The 15,769-nt window shown below is 58.1% G+C and carries 17 protein-coding genes; all 17 read right to left on the minus strand.

Going from position 1 to position 15,769, the window contains the following annotated elements:
- Positions 1-3: 3 nt before the first annotated feature.
- The 17 genes from KBY08_RS00395 to KBY08_RS00475 all read right to left on the minus strand — a co-directional run bounded on the left by KBY08_RS00395 (position 4) and on the right by KBY08_RS00475 (position 15,737).
- On the minus strand, positions 4-4,029 hold the full coding sequence (locus KBY08_RS00395; RefSeq protein ID WP_225651029.1) for a phage tail tape measure protein: 4,026 nt from the start codon (positions 4,027-4,029) through the stop codon (positions 4-6).
- A gap of 57 nt (positions 4,030-4,086) precedes the next feature.
- Complete coding sequence (locus KBY08_RS00400; RefSeq protein ID WP_225651030.1) at positions 4,087-4,467, minus strand: hypothetical protein; 381 nt, start codon at positions 4,465-4,467, stop codon at positions 4,087-4,089.
- Between the two features lie 60 nt (positions 4,468-4,527).
- Entirely contained in the window at positions 4,528-4,779 is a 252-nt protein-coding gene (locus KBY08_RS00405) for a hypothetical protein (protein ID WP_225651031.1), read from the minus strand.
- Between the two features lie 17 nt (positions 4,780-4,796).
- Positions 4,797-5,270 (minus strand): hypothetical protein, encoded by a 474-nt coding sequence (locus tag KBY08_RS00410; RefSeq protein ID WP_225651032.1) that lies wholly within the window; start codon positions 5,268-5,270, stop codon positions 4,797-4,799.
- A 71-nt stretch (positions 5,271-5,341) separates the two neighbouring features.
- On the minus strand, positions 5,342-6,262 hold the full coding sequence (locus tag KBY08_RS00415; protein WP_225651033.1) for a phage tail tube protein: 921 nt from the start codon (positions 6,260-6,262) through the stop codon (positions 5,342-5,344).
- Positions 6,263-6,327: 65 nt separating this feature from the next.
- On the minus strand, positions 6,328-7,125 hold the full coding sequence (locus tag KBY08_RS00420) for a hypothetical protein (protein ID WP_225651034.1): 798 nt from the start codon (positions 7,123-7,125) through the stop codon (positions 6,328-6,330).
- Positions 7,126-7,133: 8 nt separating this feature from the next.
- The gene (locus tag KBY08_RS00425) at positions 7,134-7,556 is read right to left on the minus strand and encodes a phage tail terminator-like protein (RefSeq protein ID WP_225651035.1); all 423 of its coding nucleotides are present in this window, start codon (positions 7,554-7,556) and stop codon (positions 7,134-7,136) included.
- Complete coding sequence (locus tag KBY08_RS00430) at positions 7,553-7,933, minus strand: HK97 gp10 family phage protein (RefSeq protein ID WP_225651036.1); 381 nt, start codon at positions 7,931-7,933, stop codon at positions 7,553-7,555. The genes KBY08_RS00425 and KBY08_RS00430 overlap by 4 nt, the downstream gene beginning before the upstream one ends.
- Positions 7,933-8,292, minus strand: a complete 360-nt coding sequence (locus KBY08_RS00435; protein ID WP_225651037.1) for a hypothetical protein — start codon at positions 8,290-8,292, stop codon at positions 7,933-7,935. Before KBY08_RS00435 ends, KBY08_RS00430 begins: the two co-directional genes overlap by 1 nt.
- A gap of 3 nt (positions 8,293-8,295) precedes the next feature.
- Positions 8,296-8,685: a protein singed gene (locus tag KBY08_RS00440; protein ID WP_225651038.1), complete on the minus strand. Its 390-nt coding sequence runs from the start codon at positions 8,683-8,685 to the stop codon at positions 8,296-8,298.
- Positions 8,686-8,735: 50 nt separating this feature from the next.
- Complete coding sequence (locus KBY08_RS00445) at positions 8,736-9,275, minus strand: hypothetical protein (protein ID WP_225651039.1); 540 nt, start codon at positions 9,273-9,275, stop codon at positions 8,736-8,738.
- Between the two features lie 47 nt (positions 9,276-9,322).
- Positions 9,323-10,354: a coat protein gene (locus KBY08_RS00450; protein ID WP_225651040.1), complete on the minus strand. Its 1,032-nt coding sequence runs from the start codon at positions 10,352-10,354 to the stop codon at positions 9,323-9,325.
- A gap of 15 nt (positions 10,355-10,369) precedes the next feature.
- On the minus strand, positions 10,370-11,065 hold the full coding sequence (locus tag KBY08_RS00455) for a hypothetical protein (protein WP_225651041.1): 696 nt from the start codon (positions 11,063-11,065) through the stop codon (positions 10,370-10,372).
- Positions 11,066-11,134: 69 nt separating this feature from the next.
- The gene (locus KBY08_RS00460) at positions 11,135-12,181 is read right to left on the minus strand and encodes a minor capsid protein (protein WP_225651042.1); all 1,047 of its coding nucleotides are present in this window, start codon (positions 12,179-12,181) and stop codon (positions 11,135-11,137) included.
- Entirely contained in the window at positions 12,171-13,628 is a 1,458-nt protein-coding gene (locus tag KBY08_RS00465; RefSeq protein ID WP_225651043.1) for a DUF4055 domain-containing protein, read from the minus strand. The genes KBY08_RS00460 and KBY08_RS00465 overlap by 11 nt, the downstream gene beginning before the upstream one ends.
- A gap of 11 nt (positions 13,629-13,639) precedes the next feature.
- Entirely contained in the window at positions 13,640-15,127 is a 1,488-nt protein-coding gene (locus KBY08_RS00470; RefSeq protein ID WP_225651044.1) for a terminase, read from the minus strand.
- Position 15,128: 1 nt separating this feature from the next.
- Positions 15,129-15,737 carry a hypothetical protein gene (locus KBY08_RS00475; protein WP_225651045.1) on the minus strand — a complete coding sequence of 203 codons (609 nt, stop codon included), beginning with the start codon at positions 15,735-15,737 and terminating at the stop codon, positions 15,129-15,131.
- Positions 15,738-15,769 lie beyond the last annotated feature (32 nt).

Raw genomic sequence — 15,769 nt, forward strand, 5'->3', positions numbered from 1 at the left:
TGATTAGCGCCTGGCTGCGAGCTGGCGGATGGGTCCGTTTATTTTGAAATCGCGCATCACCATCTCGTAGCCGCCCTTCGCGCCCTGGTACGCAGCTTCCTTGACCATGCTGAGGGTCGATTCGTCTGGAGTGCCTTGGAACTGGAACGACTGGTGAATGGGTGGGCCGCTGGCGCCCGGTGATACCGTTTGCTGAGGACTGCTGGACGCTGCTGTCGTAGCAGCCTTGCCGACATAACCGCCGTCGGCGTAGCCCTTCTTGTTGGAGTTCATGCGCTCCAGGAACTGACGATTGCCAGGCTGACTGACCACTTCTTTCTTGATGACAAACTCGCCGCCGTGAACTACGCCTTTTTCGTCGTACTTGCCACCGATGCCAGTAAAGCCGCCACCAGAGAATCCAGTCTGCGAGATCGTCTGGCTTGACCCCGTCATGGTGCCCTGGCCAAGCGCCGCACTACCGCCACTCAGGAAGCTGAACGCTGTGCTCAGAAAACCTGCTGCGGCCTGCCTGAGCTGAATCCTGATCAAGTCAGAAACCACCCCGTCAGCAAAATCCTTGAATGAGGCCTTCCCGGTTTTTACGAAGTTGAGGACAGCATCCTCCATGTTGCTGAAACCGTTGGTGAACAGCTGCTTGGTCTGCCCGGCCACGTCGCGCGACTGCTCGAGGTAGCTCTCAAGCGCCGAACTGGCGCCCAGCGTCCAATCGGACTGGGCTTTGTCGACGTCCGAGTAATACTTCTGCTGCATAGACAGCCGGCTTTGCAGTGCGGCATTCAGCGCATTCGTTTCCTTGCTGTATAGATCCTGGGTGATCTTCCCTTCGTTGCGCTGCTGCAACAGATTGTCCAGCTGGGACTGGTACTGCTCCTGGATGCTGAACTGCTCCTGCAACCGTGCTTTGGCCTGATCGCCCATACCCAAACCGGCCAAGTTATTGCTGAGACCGGTCTGATCCTTGACGAGCTGGCTGCTCAGATTCGCCTGGAAGGCCGCAAGCTTCTGCGTTTCCTCGTAAGCGGTCTTGCGAAGTTCAGTCTCCTTTTCCAGTGCGGCGTTTTGCTTCTGCTGCGCAATGTTCAGTTCGGCCATGGCCAAAACCTGCTTTTGCGCGGTAGTGAGCGTCTTCTTTTCCTTGAACTGGGCGATCTCTGCTTCCAGTTCGACCAATTTCTTTTGCTCGGCACCGATGGACTTGATCGTCCCGTCCTGGTTGATAAGTTCCTTGCTCTGCTGCTGCAGGACCGCGTAACGCTGGCGCGCATCATCCAGCAGCTTTACACCTGCGTCCTCCTGAAATGCTTTCTGCTTTCCAGCATTTTTGTTGACCTTCGTGCCTTCGGTGATCTGGCTCAGCTGCTTGTCTGCGAGCTGTGCCGGCGTCAGTCGGGTAGGCGCAAGCGGTGCAGCGCCGTTGGTCAGTAGATCGTAGCCGGTACGCTTCTTTTGAATGCCAAGGTCAATTTGCGGGCCGCCCTGAATCTTGAGCGCAGCGTTGATAACCCGCTGCATTTCGGCGATCTGCTTATTGGCGCTTTCCTCGGCCGCCTTCGCCGCGTCTTCGTGGCTTTTCTTGACCGCGGCGGTTGCGTCCTCAGCAGCCTGCTGCTGGGTGTAAAGGGCAATCAACTGCGATCTGAGCGCGGTTTGTTGAGCTTTATCAGCCTCCTTTACCGCGTCCTCGTACTTCTTTAGCAGGTCGGTCTGACTGGCAACGATATCGGCCTGGGCGGCCTGTTCCTTGGTCAGGCCCATTTTCCCGGCCCGGTAAGCAGCCTCAGCCTTTTCGTTCGCTCCAACCAGATCGCGCGCTTCGGTCAGCTTCGCGATGTACTTCTGCCACTCCGCGAGCTGGGCTTTCGTTTGGCTGCTTGAACCGGCCTGAGCAGCACTTAGGCCTGACGTGCTGGTGGTAACAGCCTTGTTTGCTGCGTCTACGCCAGCAAGCTTTGCTGCAAAATCTGCCGAGTTTCTGCTGCTGGTCTGCTGTGTTACGGCCAGCTCAGAAAGTGATTTTATGAACGCTGGAGTAGCGTTGCTGTTCTCCTGAATCCACTTGGTCACATCGTCCAAGGGACGTTTACCAGCTTTGACCTCGTCGATCATGGTGCGGAACTGTGCGGCAAAAGGTCCGAGCACGATCCCGGTTTGTATCTTGTAGGTGAAATCATCAAGAGCCGATTCGGCGGTTTTCAACTCTTTGGCTTGCTGCTCGGCCCAGGTTATTTTTTGCAGCCGCTGCTGCTCTGCGGATAGAGCCTTGTACTTCTCTATTGACTCAGCAACGGTTGCGTTATGGCTGACAAGCGATGCCGACGCGTCTTTGGCGCTGTCGCCCACGCTCAGAAATGAGTATGCGACTGCGCCGGTCAAAGCGATAAGGCCAACAGGGCCGGTCAGTAATGCGAGCAACCCACGACCTGCTGCAGCCGTAAGAAGCATTGCCTTGCTGGCGGTGGACGTTGCCGCTGTTGCCATCTCCGACGCTCTGACGGCTGCATTAAGCGCCAAAGTTGTCTCAGCGTAAGATGCAGCAGCAGCCGTCCGGCCCGCGTAAGCCGACTGGATCTGTGCGGAAGTAGCAATGGTTGTTGCTGCGAGAGCGGCCTCGGCTGCCTGTATCTGCCGAATGATGGCCACCTCATCAAGTCGAGCCAGCGCCATGCGGTTCCTGGCTGCAGCACGCCCCTGCTCGCTGATCTGCGCCGCTAACCGCTGCTCTTCTAATACTCGCTCTGCTGCGAGAGTTGTCTGAACAGCCTTTAGGTTGTTGATTTCCGACTGCTGACGAACTCGGTCGGCTGCCACTTTCTGCTCGGCGAGGCCCAGTTCGGCGTTTGCCCTGGCAAGCATGGCAGTAGCATCTGCCTGCTTGGACTGCGCATTTAGCAACGACTGCTTTGCAGCCGCCGCCTCTGCAGCAGCGTTTTTGATGCTCATCGTAGTGGAGTAAGCAAGCGCGCCAGCCTGTGCCAATGATGCTTTCGTGGCAACCACCAAGCTTACTGCGGCCTGGCCTGCCGCGATCGCTAAGCGCCCACCAAGAACATAGGCAAGCGTCTCGGCGACATTGGAAATTCTTGAGAGCAACAGATAGGTCGATGACGAGTCTTTTGTCAGGTCGTCCATCGACTTTGAAACAGAAACCAAGGCGTGCGATATCGAAGCGCTGACGCCGCTGGCCTGGTCCATTTTGCCGACCAGCTGAGTGAACGAGTTGTCCAGCGCGGTGACGCTGTTGCCGATCGTCACGGCAGTCCTGGCGAAAAGCTGGTCGACTGCCTGCTGCTGAGATTGCAGCGCCTTGACTACGGCATCGGCAGTCAGAAGGCCGGCAGCGCCAAGCGTACGGAGCTCTCCAACTGTTTTGCCCATACCTGCTGCGATTGCTTGCGCCAGCGCCGGAGCCTGTTCCATCACGCTGTTCAGCTCTTCGCCGCGCAGTACGCCAGAAGCGAATGCCTGGCCAAGCTGAATCAGGGCTGCGTTGGCAGATGCCGCAGAAGCGCCGGAAATTGCCAACGTCTTGCTGATCGTACCGACGACACCGGCCACACCCTCACCGGTAAGCTTCAGCTCTTTCTGATTGGTCGCAATCCGCTGGTAAAGCTCTGCTGTAGCGTTCAGTGGCTGGTATGAGCTCTGAGATATTGCGAAAACTGCCTTTTGGGCAGCAGCAAGCTCTCCAGCACCGTCAGTTACAAGCTTCATTCGGTTCGTAAGAGTGCTGTAGGCCTCGGCCGCATCGTAAAACGCCTTTACACTGAACGCGCCCGCAAGAGGTCCAGCTATGCCTGCGGCAACGCTACCGAGTGACTTTACCTGCCTCTCAAGGCTCTGAACTTGAGCGGTTGCCGACCTTGCGTTTTGCCCAGCGCCATTGATGGCATTTCCAGCGCCAGAAAAAATCGGCCCCGTCCTCAAGCCTGCGTCGTTCAGCGCCTGTAGGCCTCGGCGAAGATCGTCCACTTTCTGCTCGGCACTACGACTATCGACCTCGATAACTAGGCGTGAGGTAAGGGCCATACTTTTCTCCGGGCATAAAAAAACCCGCCGAAGCGGGTTTTCTATTTGGCAAGTTGTCTATGAGGAAATTTTGTAGAGGATGAGCATGACCAAAACAACGAATCCGAGGATGACAAAGATTCCTTTGCTTGACGTAGGCTCTATCTGCACATTTGAAGGCTGGGGACTGACGTCGACCGTCTCAAGCTGAGGGCTTTCAATTTTGCTTATGTCTTCCCGAAGCTTTGCTGTGCTGGCATTCACTTCTTCCGTGTAGATTTTGTTGAACCTGTCCCGCTGTTCAATGCTCAGGCCTTCCAGAAGCCCCTCAACCACATCCTGCTGATCAAGAATCATCTGATGTATGTTCCCCCCCGCGCGACCAAACGCAGCCAGGGCCTCGCCGTCGATTCGCACGTATTCTCTGATTTCTGATCTGGATGCTGTTGCCGGGTTCATATGGCGCTCCCTGAGTAATGGCAGCAATCTACCATCATCGGGCGCACCAAAAAACGACCATTAATCCTCTTCTTCCGAGTCGTCCTGATCCATGAACAGGCGATCCAGTTCGAAAATCACGTCGTCGACTTCCTCCCTGGGGATTGGTGATGGTCGTGCGTCGAGCCAGTCGGATATTTCACGCGCGGAAAGCGGCATTGGGAATACGCCGCCCATGCCTGAGATGTAGCGCCGCCCACGACACACGCCCCTGAACGTGTTCAACAGGTATGCAGTGATTGGATCTTGCGACGGCTCATCCGGAACGGCCATGCCGAGCTGTCTGAATATCAGTTGGCGCTTCTCTGCCTGCGGGCCGGCCCACTCGCTTTCCCACTGGAAGCGGGCGATGGCTTTTCCAGTGTTTCAGCCTGCTCCACCTTCTTCGAGGCAGCCAGCTCGCCGCTGCGCTCCAACACAAACAAAAACAGGTCGACGTTATCCTCGAGCATCTGAGCACCGACCTGCTCGGTGTATTTGAGTTCGTTGCCATCGCCATCCACTGCGCCGGCCCAGTCCTTCAAGAGAAATGAAGCGATCGCCAAGCAGTGATTGACGTATTCGGTCTTTTCGCCAGCGATCACGCCGATATCGCCTTCCTGGAACTGGGCGTCGTTGCGAGCGACACGGCGGCGCATGCGCTCCATGGCGATCTGGTATTCGGTGTTGTCCAGCGAAACCAACTGGACTTTGGTATCCGCATCGAAATCGAACCACTTCGCAGCGGTATCGACCACTTCTTTGTTCTTCAGCTTGAGAGCCATGATGCAACCTCAACGCCACGCCATAAAAGGACCGCCCCGGTAGGCGTTATCACCGGAGCGGTCAAAAGGATTTACGGTGCTGGGTCAGCAGCGTCACGGGTGATGGTCGGGCTCTGCTTGGCCACGGTGTAGTTCAGCTCGACCTCGATCAAGTCGCGCTTTCCACCGTTCGGCAGTTCGCCATCCACTTCCACGGCCGGAAAGTTGAACGTGTACTTGTTGCCCAGAGAGTCGGTGATGGGGAATTCGACCGCGATCGGCAGCCGGGTGAACGTGTTCTTCCAGATTTGCCAAGCGCGCTTAGACCATGCCAGCGTGATGCTGCCGGTGATGGCCGCTTCGGTCGCGATGTGGGCACCTGGGCCGAGTCGATCCGAACCCAGGCAGCGCTGAGTCTGCAGGCTGTTGTCCAGGTTGATGGTCATGGCCGAGACGCAGGCCACGCCTTCCAACGATTCGCCATTTACCAGAATCGTGCCCACGTTGTTGTTCGACAGGAACGGCGTGGTGGTAGGCGCGTTCGGGGTGACGACAATCGATGCCTCGGAGTCGACGTAATCCAGGCACGCCATATTGAACGTGGCCGTCACCTTACCTTCCGACGGAATCTCCAGTGCGAAGGTGGACACGTGAGCGCCCTTGAAAACGCCGTATACGCCGATATCGGTGAAACCCTTGGCGATGCTGAAGGTGTTGCGAGTATCGCCCACACGCAGCACGTCGTTCGTCCAGACGCCGTAGAAAGCGGCTTCCAGAAGCTGATCGAACGAGCCAAACGAGAATTCGGCCGACAGATCGCCGCCGATATCGATGCTGGTCAGCACCGAGCCCTGGCTCAGCCGGGTGTCGGTGATCTCGTCGCTTACTTCGGTATTGGGTGTCGGGGTCAGCGCGTTACCGGTCAGGCGCAGCGTGTCCCAGGTGCCGTTGGGGGTAACGCCGGGCGTCACCTCTTTGATGATGTGTGAAACGACTTTTGCGCCGGAACTCATGTGAGTCTCCTTTCTGCGGGCATAAAAAACCCGCTCGGGGCGGGGTTGGCGATATTGCTTGGCTGTTACTTGAGCGGCGTGATAGCGGAACCTTGCTGAGTGATACGGGATTCTTCAGCATTGATTCGAGCTTCGAGCGCGCCGATGCGGGCAGAAAGCTGAGTGTCGGCGCTGGCTCGGGTCGTAACCTCATGCTTGATATCGGTCTTAAGGCCTTCGACCCCCAGGCCGATACACCCAGCGAAATAGTGACCCTGTTGGGTGCCTCTCATCTTGATGGAGATTTTTGGCACCACTGAATCACTGAATCCAGGACGCGGGGCCATCTTGTCGGTGATCATGCCGTCCGCTATTAGGAACTCATTGATAAAGACCTGATCACCTTCCACAACGAAAGGCGTATCGGGCTTTTCGGTTGCCTTATCGAGGTCGCCCAAAACGATGTGGGGCACGCCATTATGGAAAAAGGTGAATTTGTCACCTTCTTTTTTGATGGAGCAGCCCGAGCTTCTAGACGCCTTAATGCGCGCCGCCATCTCTTCAGCGGTTTCGGGCCGCTGGTACGTCAGCTTCGTGCGGATGTCCACGAAACCCGGCTCATAAGAATCATCAAAAGTGCCGATCTCGGCACTGGCTCGATACTCGCCTGGGATTTTTGATATTTCCGAACCGATGAAGGCGTAATGCTCGATCGCGCTTTCTGGAAGATCTTGCGCAGCCCATTCGCCAGCGGTAACGGTAATCATCTGAGGCTGCTCAGACAGGCCTCCGACAGAAATCTTGGCCGAGTTGATTTCAAACTCACCGGTTACTTTGTCAAGCTTCCAGCCAGATATATTTGGCACGTAGTTGTGACTCTGCATAAATCCTCTCAACCGGCGCGGAACCGGATATTCACGTTGATCTGATAGAAGCCTTCGTACTCACCTGCGTCGACCTGGCTGGCCTCGATGCACTCAAGGTCGCCTTCAGTCCAGTAGGCAAAGTGCGCCTCCAGTGCGTCGGCCAGTTCGTTCAGGCCGCGCATGCCGGTGCGAAGCCGGGCAAAGCACTGCACGACGATGATGCCGGGCTTGCGGGTGTAGGGCTGGTCCGCCATCCCCGCCATGAACGCGGTGGCGTGCTGGATGGTCAGGCGGCACCAGAGGCCGTCGGCGGGAGGCTTGAATACGCCAGAGCTGTCTTGGTTCTGCGCCGGGTACTGAGCGTTTGGGTAGAAGATTCGCTCCTGCTCAATACCGGTGAAGGCCACCATGCGCGCCGTGATGGCTCTGCGTATTTGCTCATAGGTCATGATGCATACGCCGCTGCGACACCAGCGAAGGCGAGCCCAAAGACGCCGGACGGCGCGTGCTTGGAGTGACCGTTCTCCAGTTTCTCCGCATACGGCAGATTGTTCTGGATGTAAATGATCGAAAAAGGCTTGAGGCCAGCCAGAACCGAAGCACCCTTGCTGATCGTGGCCGCTCCGGTCGGGTCCAGGGTCTGGCTGTTCGAGAATACGGGCGAGCCAATCGTGACCGTTGTGTTCCCGCGGAACCTTCCGGTGTCCACCGGGGAGCGGCTGACGATCTCACCCAGGAGCGCCATTGCGATGATTCGCAGCTGCTTGGTCATATCGCCTTCAATCTGGGCGATGAATGCTGTGGGGGGCGTGCTCCATCCGGCCATCAGATTTGCCTCAGTTGGATTTGATAGATGCAGTCAGCCGGGTCCGTCTGGACGTTGATCACGTCGAAACCGTTGATCTTGTGGCCGGCCTGCGGGACGCCGCCAATCACCTCATTTGTGAGGGCAATCAACTGCTGGTCGGTGGCCTTGATGCTTTCACCATCGATCAGGTCGATTCGGTAGTCGGCGAAAACCCCTCGCCCGCTGTACGCAACCACTACGCCCGGAGTAGAAGCCTCTGTGACTGGATCAACCGTTCCGGGCAGCGTGATCCCGCCGCTAAACGTCTTTACCGCATCTGCCAAGTCAGTGTCGAAGGCCTCAGCCATATCAGCCTGGATTTCATCTCGAATGCCCATGGCTCACCTGTAGACGTTGAAGCTGAATGCGCTGGATTGCCACGGGGCCAGCAGCGCCAGAGCGAACTGCAGGCCATCCGGAAGCGAAGTGGATTTGCTGGTATCGATGGATGCAAATGTTTTGCTGGTGGTCACCGGACCAGCCTTGACCGTTTTGGATGCTAACGCGCCCTCAGTCTGCTGCTGATAAAGCTTCCCAGAAGCAGCGACCTGGGCAAGCTCTACGCCGGCCTGCACAACCTCTTCAGGGATCGCTTTCATATCGACGCCTGCAAGGCTCAGAGATGTCATATAGGCATTGGCCTGCATGACTGCTCGGGCCTTTTGGCTCTCGGGGGCCCAACTGGCACCCAGCGCGGCGTCAACGTCTGCCACGGTGATGTAGGTAGCCATCTGGCCTCCGAATGAATGAGTGGGGCCGAAGCCCCGGTGATGCTTTTGCGTTACGCCTTGCTCAACTCGTCGACCTGCTTTTGCAGCGACTCTTTCGAGGCGTTGGAGCGATAGGTGACGCTGGCCGCGTCCAGCTTGGCCTTGAGTTCGGCAATTACCTTTGCCTCTGCGTCCGCCTGACGCGCTTGCTCAGCTTGGGCCAGCAGATCGTCGACCTGCTTTTGCAACTGGTCGGCTTTATCGACCGCCTCGTCGCGGCTTTGGGCCAGGCGCTGAGTGCTTTGCTGAATTCCCGTCAGGGCTGCGTGCAGCCGAGCGGCAGCGCCATCGCCTTCAACTGGATTCAGCACGCCGGATTCCAGACCGGCGGCCAGACGGTTTACAGCGTCGAGCTCCAGCGTCTGGCGAGTCGCTTCGGCACCACCGCCATTGCCATTCGCGCCACCAGGCTCGTTACGGGTACGGGCATGGTCAACGCCGCCCGTCTCGCCCACAGTTTCTGGGCCTACGGTGATTTTCCCTGCTTCACCACCGAAGCCCCAGCGCGCTTTCAGCTCGGGATCGATGTGATTGTCTTTTTTTACAGTCATGATTTTCTCCATCGGATGTGCCGGCCCCATACAGAGCCGGCTTTAGGTCAGCTGCCCAGCTTGGAGGTCACGAAGGCGATCGGCACCTGCTTGCGGCTGAACTTGCGTTCCCAGTTGAGCGCCAAGGCCAGGTCGGACCAGTTGGCAGAGATCGGTCGAGTCGTGGATGGCGTGCCGGTGATGGTGGTGCTGTTGAACGAGTAGCCAAGTGGATGCACAACGAAGTTGCGACGAGTCCACAAGGTTTCTGCACCACCGCCGTTGCCGCGATCCGGCGTACGGTCGTACTCGACGTCGTCCTCACCCTGCTCCTCGGCATAACCGATAGCGCCAGGGCCGAAGATGATCGACAGGTATTTGGCATCAGCACCGGTGCCGATGACTGGCAAGCCGTCGTCCAGCACCACCAGCATGTTCTGGAAGCGACCGAATTCAGGGGTTTGATCGGCGACCGGTGTGAAGTCGATCAGATTGAGGATCGAGAGCTCGGTGTGAACCGCCGAGTGCATGGCGATCACGCTGAGTGCCTTGGTGCCTGATGGCGTGATGATCTGAGGGCTGTAGTCGCCCATAGTCGCTCGGGCGCGGATGATTGCCGCTGCGCTGATGACCCCGCCAGCATCAACGACCATGTCACCGCCATTGCTGGCCACGTTGTCGTTGTACACGCCGACCACCGTAGCAATCGCACGGCGCTGGGCTTGACGCTCCCAGTAGTTGGCCAAGCGGCCGGCAACGAACTCCAGCGGGTCCTGTTTGGTGATGTTCTTCACCAAGTTCATGCAGTTCCAGCCCTCGTTGAGGTACGCGGCGCGTGCCTGCATGGAAGCACTGGTGACGGACAGTGGTACCGCGATGTCGGTGTATACGTCGTTCGAGTAGTTCGGCTCGATGGACGCATCCAAGTCGACCCACCACGGGATGGTGAAGGTGTTGGAGGGGCTGGACAGCAGCGTCGACATGTCGCTGTTGTTGGTCAGGATGCCCGACTGAAAGAACGCGGTGCGCTCGACCGTGTTTACGGTCATGTAGTCGCGCAGCTCGTCGCGGAAGACTACGTCGGCGAGAATGGTTGGCATTGCTTAATTTCCTTTTTACTTGGCCTCAGCAGCGGCTTTCATGCGCGCATGCTCGGCGGGGTTGGTTCGGCGAAGCTCTACGCGCTCCATACCGGTCATTTGGTCCCACGTTTTGGTGGCCCCGCCACCCTTACCCCCGGTAGCCCCGCCACCGTTCGCTTGCGTGCCGCGCACCAGTGATGCGTAGCGTGGTGTTTGTTCGAACTCTTTCGCCAGGTCCTCCAGAGTGGCGATGGTCAGACTGCCCTGGGCATCCGTGACCTTGACCTGGCCTTCAACGACTTTCAGCCGGCGCTGGATGAACTCGGCCAGGATCTCGGCGTTTTCACCATCAGCTATGACGGTTGCAACCTTCGATGCTGCTGAGGACAGATCGCGGCGCTCGATGGTGCTGGTCAGTTCGGCCAGCTTGGCGCGCTCAGCTGCCAGTGCTTGTTCGCTGCTGGTGAACAGCTGCTCGAAGTCACCGCGGGCCTTTGCTGCTTCCTGCTCGCGCAGTTGCTGGGCCTGCTCGGCATCTCGGGCGCGCTGCTTGGCAGCCTTGGCCTCGTCCAGCAGGGTCTGGTTCTGGCGCTTCAGGCCTTCCAGGTCCTCGCCACCGCTGGGGAGGCCTTCAATTGCCAAGACGTAATCCTCGCCCTGCGCCCTGTAGAACGCCTGCATGGATGGCTCGAGCGCGTCATATGCTGTTTTGTCGATCTTGTACTTCATGTCATCCCCCGGATGATTTGCCGTTGGCACAGCCTCGGGCGTAAAAAAACCGGCTCATGGCCGGTCGGTTCAAAGTCCTGCGCGCTCGAAGGCTGCAGGCTGTTTGGCTTTCAGTTGGTCAAGGGTCAGTGTTCGCCCGTTGTCGTCGACGAATCGGTCGAGGGTCAGTTCGCCCTTTGAGAACAAGGCATAACGGCTCGGGCCGAGAACATCCTTCTGAAACGCGGCGGGCTGGCGCTCCAGCCATGACTGGTACGTGACCTTGCTCGATACTGGCTCTGTTCCGTCAGAGCCTTTTGAGGGCCTCGTCGAGCCTGGTATTTCGCGAGCATATTGGTCTTTCAGCACCGGCAGAGCGCTTGACCTGCAATTCCAGTGGCCGGGCGGTCTGGGGTCATCCCATCCGTACAGCTGCTGATCACGGGCCTGGCACATATGCGAGGTGCGGCTATCAAGGGTTGATATCCACCGCCAGCCCTTGAGGATGTCGTCGTTCGCCTTGAGCGTCTCCATGCGTGCCGTGCTGGCCACATGGTTTGTCACGGTGCGAACAAGTGAGGTCGCCTGATCACGCTGGAGCATTTCCAGACCACTGATGCGCCTGGCAATGGCCTGCGTAGGCTCACCCAGCGCAGCACCGATCTGGATCTCGCTGATGATCTCGGCGGCCTTCTTGCTGCCGAACTGATCAAGCGCGCCACTGATGCTGATTTTCTGGACGCCCTTCTTTCGGGCTTCCAGCGCCATAGGCCTTGTCAGTGCGGACGAAACGACCATCTGAGCCGACGGCGTGCTGACCTGAACGCCGACACTTACCGTCGCACCGAGCATTGCTGCACTGAAAGCAGACTCATGAACCGCAAAGTCGCTCAGGTCGGCTTGCGCACGCCCTTTCATCTCAGCGTAGATGCCCCGCAAATCACTTTGCAGCACTTCTATCTGCTTCTCGTACCGCTTGGTGCCGTAGACACTCAATCCAGCTGATACGCGCTCCTTGGCGGTCGCAATGGCAAGCGTGATGAACTTCGCCACCTCCTTGAGATTGCTACCCGCGTGCCGCTGGACGTAGATCTGATGTCGGGTCGTGGCGTCGATCAGATAGCCTTCACTGCTCATTGCCTTCACCGGTCATTGGTGGCTCATCCGGCTCACTGCCCAGTACAGGCGCTTCAGACTCGCGGTCCTCGTCGATATCGTCGTCGGTGCGGTCCGACTCCAGCACGCCGGCTTGACGCAGGTTGGTGCGCAAGTCCTTCTTCGCGATGATCCCCTGCTGCCAGAGCTGCATCTGAGCCAGGATCGCCTGCGCGTCCATGACCTGATCGAAGAATTCCTGATTGAGCCAGAACACCGTTCCCTTGATGTCCGCGGCATCCATCATGAAGCGCTGGGCGTCGAACAGGGCCAACTTGATAGCCTCGGACACGTTGCCAGCAATCGTGCCCAGAACTGAGTTGTCAGAGCTGTAACGGATGCGAACAGCTTCTGCCGTCTCGGCACCATTGCCCTGCTGGACGATCCGAGCACCGATCATAAGCATCTGCTCTTCCTTGTCCTTCATCAGCTCCCGCGCCAGCTGGGTTTCCTTGGCCTGCAGCATGATTGCCGAACCAGACTTACCCAGGTTGTGCCCTCGCCTCGACCCGATGTGCATACCGTTCGGGTTCAGCTTGATGAACTCGTCAGGCTGAATGTCCGTGGTGATGAACAGGGTTGGCTGAGAAGCGATGAATCCAGCCTCTTCCACCGTGGCGCTGTTGCCATAGTGAAGGATGTTCACGTCGGCAAGGTCTTCAAGCGGGGCCTTGTCGATGCTAGCGTCATTGTTCTGAGCGCCGAAGAAATGGAACGGAATGTGATCGAAGGGCTTGCCGGTCTTGTCGGTGGGCTCGCTCTCATCACCTTCGGGGTTGTCCGATGTGTGGACGCTCTGTACGTATTTGCCGTCCTTGAGCATCAGCGCGCGATATTGATCCTTGGCTGTGAACTCGAAGCCGTCGAGCGATCGCTCGTTGATTTTCTCATGCAGCACGACCAGAACCAGACGCTTAACGCCGTTGATTACGTCCTCGAGCCAGTTGATGATCGACTCAGCCGGGTAGAAGTGGATGAACGCTTGAGCCCCTACCGCCTGGGCCTTGGTGAGCGACTTCTGCCCCTCTGGCAGCTCAACCTTCGGGAAGTCCACCAGAAAGCCTCCACGGCCCGTGTCCATGCACTCGCCTACCGATTCCTTGCTCAGCTGCTCAAGGCTTGCACCGTCGCCGCTGGCGTTCTCCAGCAGGTACTGGATAGGTGCTGGCAGCTCAACCTCAGCAGTCTTGCGGAATACTGCACCCAACAGGCCGGTGCGCGTCCGCCCAACCACGTTCAGGAACATGGCGCGCTTCTTGAGTTGCTGATACCGGGCCTTGTTCTCTTCCGACTGGTTGAGCGGGTCCGGCATAGGAAGGTACTCGTCGTACTTGCGGACCTCGCGCGGGCCAGCTACGCAGCGCTTGACCAGCTGCCAACCGGGCAAGGCATCGCTGTACTCCTGCCGTTTGGCGCTGTAGTTGGGCATTGCGTATAGCCTCAGAAGGTAAATGTGACTGGGATGTGGGTCATGGTTGCGCGCTTGGTCTTGGCTACAGCGAAGTAGCGGAATGCGTCAGCAGCGTGGGATGACCAGTCGTGAAGTGGCCGGTCTTTCCAGCAACCCTTTTTGTCGTCCCATTCCTTGCGGTAGTTTTCCAGGCAGGTGATGCCCTCTTCGCACTTGGCCTCGTCGAACGCACAGTGCGGCAGTATCTCGCGCACCTGGTCGATGCCGTCGTCCACGCCGATCTTTGGCACAACCTGGAAGGTCATCCGATAGTGCTGTCCGTCGATCTCGTAGCCCTCACGCGCCATTTCGCGCCGGGTCTTGGCATCGCTGCTGAATTCCCGGTTATCGATGTCGTGTGGCCCCCAGTGCTCGCCGTAGACGTAGCCGCGATCTTTCAGGACCTTCATGTAATGGCGTAGGCCTTCACCGCTGTTCTGGTAGAAGTCGATGACGTGGTATTCCTCGCCCACCATCCGGACGAACCAGATTGAGGTCGAGTCGCCCACGCCGATATCCCAGAACGTGTGAACTGGCTGATGGCTATTGTCGGGCAGCACGCCGATGCGCTGGGCGCCGTAGAGCTTGGTGAATTGCTTGGCGTAGTACGCGCCTTCAATCGACTGCTGGAAGGCTTCGGCGGGTATCGACGGATATTCCCGCTTCATGTCGTCGCCGAGCGTCTTCTCCTTGGCTGAGTACCACGCTCGCTGGCCTGGGTTCGTCGCGATCCCGTGCTTGGCCTGCAGCTCGTTGAAGTAGTTGGTCAGCCGGTCAGGAATGATGACGTCGGTCGGGTCCAGCCAGTACAGCGGGTTGCGCCACCAGCTGAAGAAGAAGAATTTCCAGTCCAGCTTGCCCAGCGGCACGCCGGACAGTTGCTGTTTCTCAGCGCTCTGCGAGTAATCGAAGAAGTACCCCGCCCGCCCCTCTGCCGTCGACTCGATGGTAACGAAGCAATCGGCGGCGACCGCCTCGAATGCCCCGGTGACGATCTCTCTGGCCTTGTGGGGAAACTTGGCACAGATCTTCCCGAACTCGGATACGTGCAGATACCGTAGAGTCCCGCCCCGGAAGGATGTGGACACGTAGAGCGATCCGCCCTTGCTGAACACAAGCTCACCAGCAGCATCGTTAGAAGCAGGGTTTGCAGCGCGTATCTCCTTGGGAAGGTTGTCATACGCATACTTGATCTTCTCGCGGAACAGGCGCTTGGCGTCGTTCAGGGTGTGGGCGATCAGCGCGCACTTGGCGGACTCGAACAGAGCCGCGTCGAGCTGGACAATGCAGACCAGCGTCGTGAAGCCCAGCTGACGCGCCTTCAGGATGATGTTGCGGGTGTGCATGCCTTGGAAGTAGTCGATCTGCTCCTGCGTCATGCGGAAGCGGACTTTCTTCCCGTTCTTGTCAGTGATGAAGTACAGGTTATTCAGTCGCCAGAACCGATCCCTGAGCAGCTTCATGTGCTCGGGCTTCATGTCAGGCGTCCTTCGATAACTCGTCCATCAGCTTGGAAAGTTCGTCGGCGTCGTTGCCGCCCTGCTTGCTGTCGAGGTCGTAAGCCTGTCGCTCAAGGCTGATCAAGGTCTTCAGCGTTTCCGCCATTTCCTTCATCGTCTTGGAGCGGCCCGGAAGGTCAATGATCTTCTGGTACAGGTCGTTACGCTTGTCCTGCCCGTTGTCGTCCTCGGAGCGCATTAACTCGCCCAACTCTTCGAACAGTTGGCGGTTGTCAGTCAGCCCTTCCAGTTCATCCAGCAGCTTGTTGGTCAGCCGCCGGCCGCGAGATATATCACCTCGGTGAGCCATGCGGATGCTGGCAATGACCTCAGCGTTTACCTCGATAATCTCTCTTTCGGTATCCGCCTGTTTGGTGGATACCAGAGTGGATACCGTGCGTTTGGATACCAGCGCATCAGCCTTGGCCTGAATCTTTGCCTTGAGGTTTCGCTCCCAGCCATCCCGCTTGGCGCGCTTATTGATTGCGCCGTGAGTAATTCCCTGGGTCGATGCGATCTCTCGGATGGAAAGCAATCCGGCCCGGTAGGCACGTTCAATCGCCTCCCAGTCGGGTTGCTTGGTTGTCATAGCTAAATCTCAGGAAACGAAGGTGGTATTGA

The sequence above is a fragment of the Pseudomonas sp. P135 genome, from assembly GCF_020312125.1.
Taxonomy (GTDB): Bacteria; Pseudomonadota; Gammaproteobacteria; order Pseudomonadales; family Pseudomonadaceae; genus Aquipseudomonas; species Aquipseudomonas fragariae.

Bases quoted from the DNA above. Each gene is read 5' to 3' on its own strand.
- KBY08_RS00475 (WP_225651045.1), bottom strand. From the start codon at position 15,737: ATGACAACCAAGCAACCCGACTGGGAGGCGATTGAACGTGCCTACCGG.
- KBY08_RS00400 (WP_225651030.1), bottom strand. From the start codon at position 4,467: ATGAACCCGGCAACAGCATCCAGATCAGAAATCAGAGAATACGTGCGA.
- KBY08_RS00455 (WP_225651041.1), bottom strand. From the start codon at position 11,065: ATGAAGTACAAGATCGACAAAACAGCATATGACGCGCTCGAGCCATCC.
- KBY08_RS00420 (WP_225651034.1), bottom strand. From the start codon at position 7,125: ATGCAGAGTCACAACTACGTGCCAAATATATCTGGCTGGAAGCTTGAC.
- KBY08_RS00415 (WP_225651033.1), bottom strand. From the start codon at position 6,262: ATGAGTTCCGGCGCAAAAGTCGTTTCACACATCATCAAAGAGGTGACG.
- KBY08_RS00430 (WP_225651036.1), bottom strand. From the start codon at position 7,933: ATGGCCGGATGGAGCACGCCCCCCACAGCATTCATCGCCCAGATTGAA.
- KBY08_RS00440 (WP_225651038.1), bottom strand. From the start codon at position 8,685: ATGGCTACCTACATCACCGTGGCAGACGTTGACGCCGCGCTGGGTGCC.
- KBY08_RS00405 (WP_225651031.1), bottom strand. From the start codon at position 4,779: ATGGCCGTTCCGGATGAGCCGTCGCAAGATCCAATCACTGCATACCTG.
- KBY08_RS00395 (WP_225651029.1), bottom strand. From the start codon at position 4,029: ATGGCCCTTACCTCACGCCTAGTTATCGAGGTCGATAGTCGTAGTGCC.
- KBY08_RS00425 (WP_225651035.1), bottom strand. From the start codon at position 7,556: ATGACCTATGAGCAAATACGCAGAGCCATCACGGCGCGCATGGTGGCC.
- KBY08_RS00470 (WP_225651044.1), bottom strand. From the start codon at position 15,127: ATGAAGCCCGAGCACATGAAGCTGCTCAGGGATCGGTTCTGGCGACTG.
- KBY08_RS00465 (WP_225651043.1), bottom strand. From the start codon at position 13,628: ATGCCCAACTACAGCGCCAAACGGCAGGAGTACAGCGATGCCTTGCCC.
- KBY08_RS00460 (WP_225651042.1), bottom strand. From the start codon at position 12,181: ATGAGCAGTGAAGGCTATCTGATCGACGCCACGACCCGACATCAGATC.
- KBY08_RS00445 (WP_225651039.1), bottom strand. From the start codon at position 9,275: ATGACTGTAAAAAAAGACAATCACATCGATCCCGAGCTGAAAGCGCGC.
- KBY08_RS00435 (WP_225651037.1), bottom strand. From the start codon at position 8,292: ATGGGCATTCGAGATGAAATCCAGGCTGATATGGCTGAGGCCTTCGAC.
- KBY08_RS00410 (WP_225651032.1), bottom strand. From the start codon at position 5,270: ATGGCTCTCAAGCTGAAGAACAAAGAAGTGGTCGATACCGCTGCGAAG.
- KBY08_RS00450 (WP_225651040.1), bottom strand. From the start codon at position 10,354: ATGCCAACCATTCTCGCCGACGTAGTCTTCCGCGACGAGCTGCGCGAC.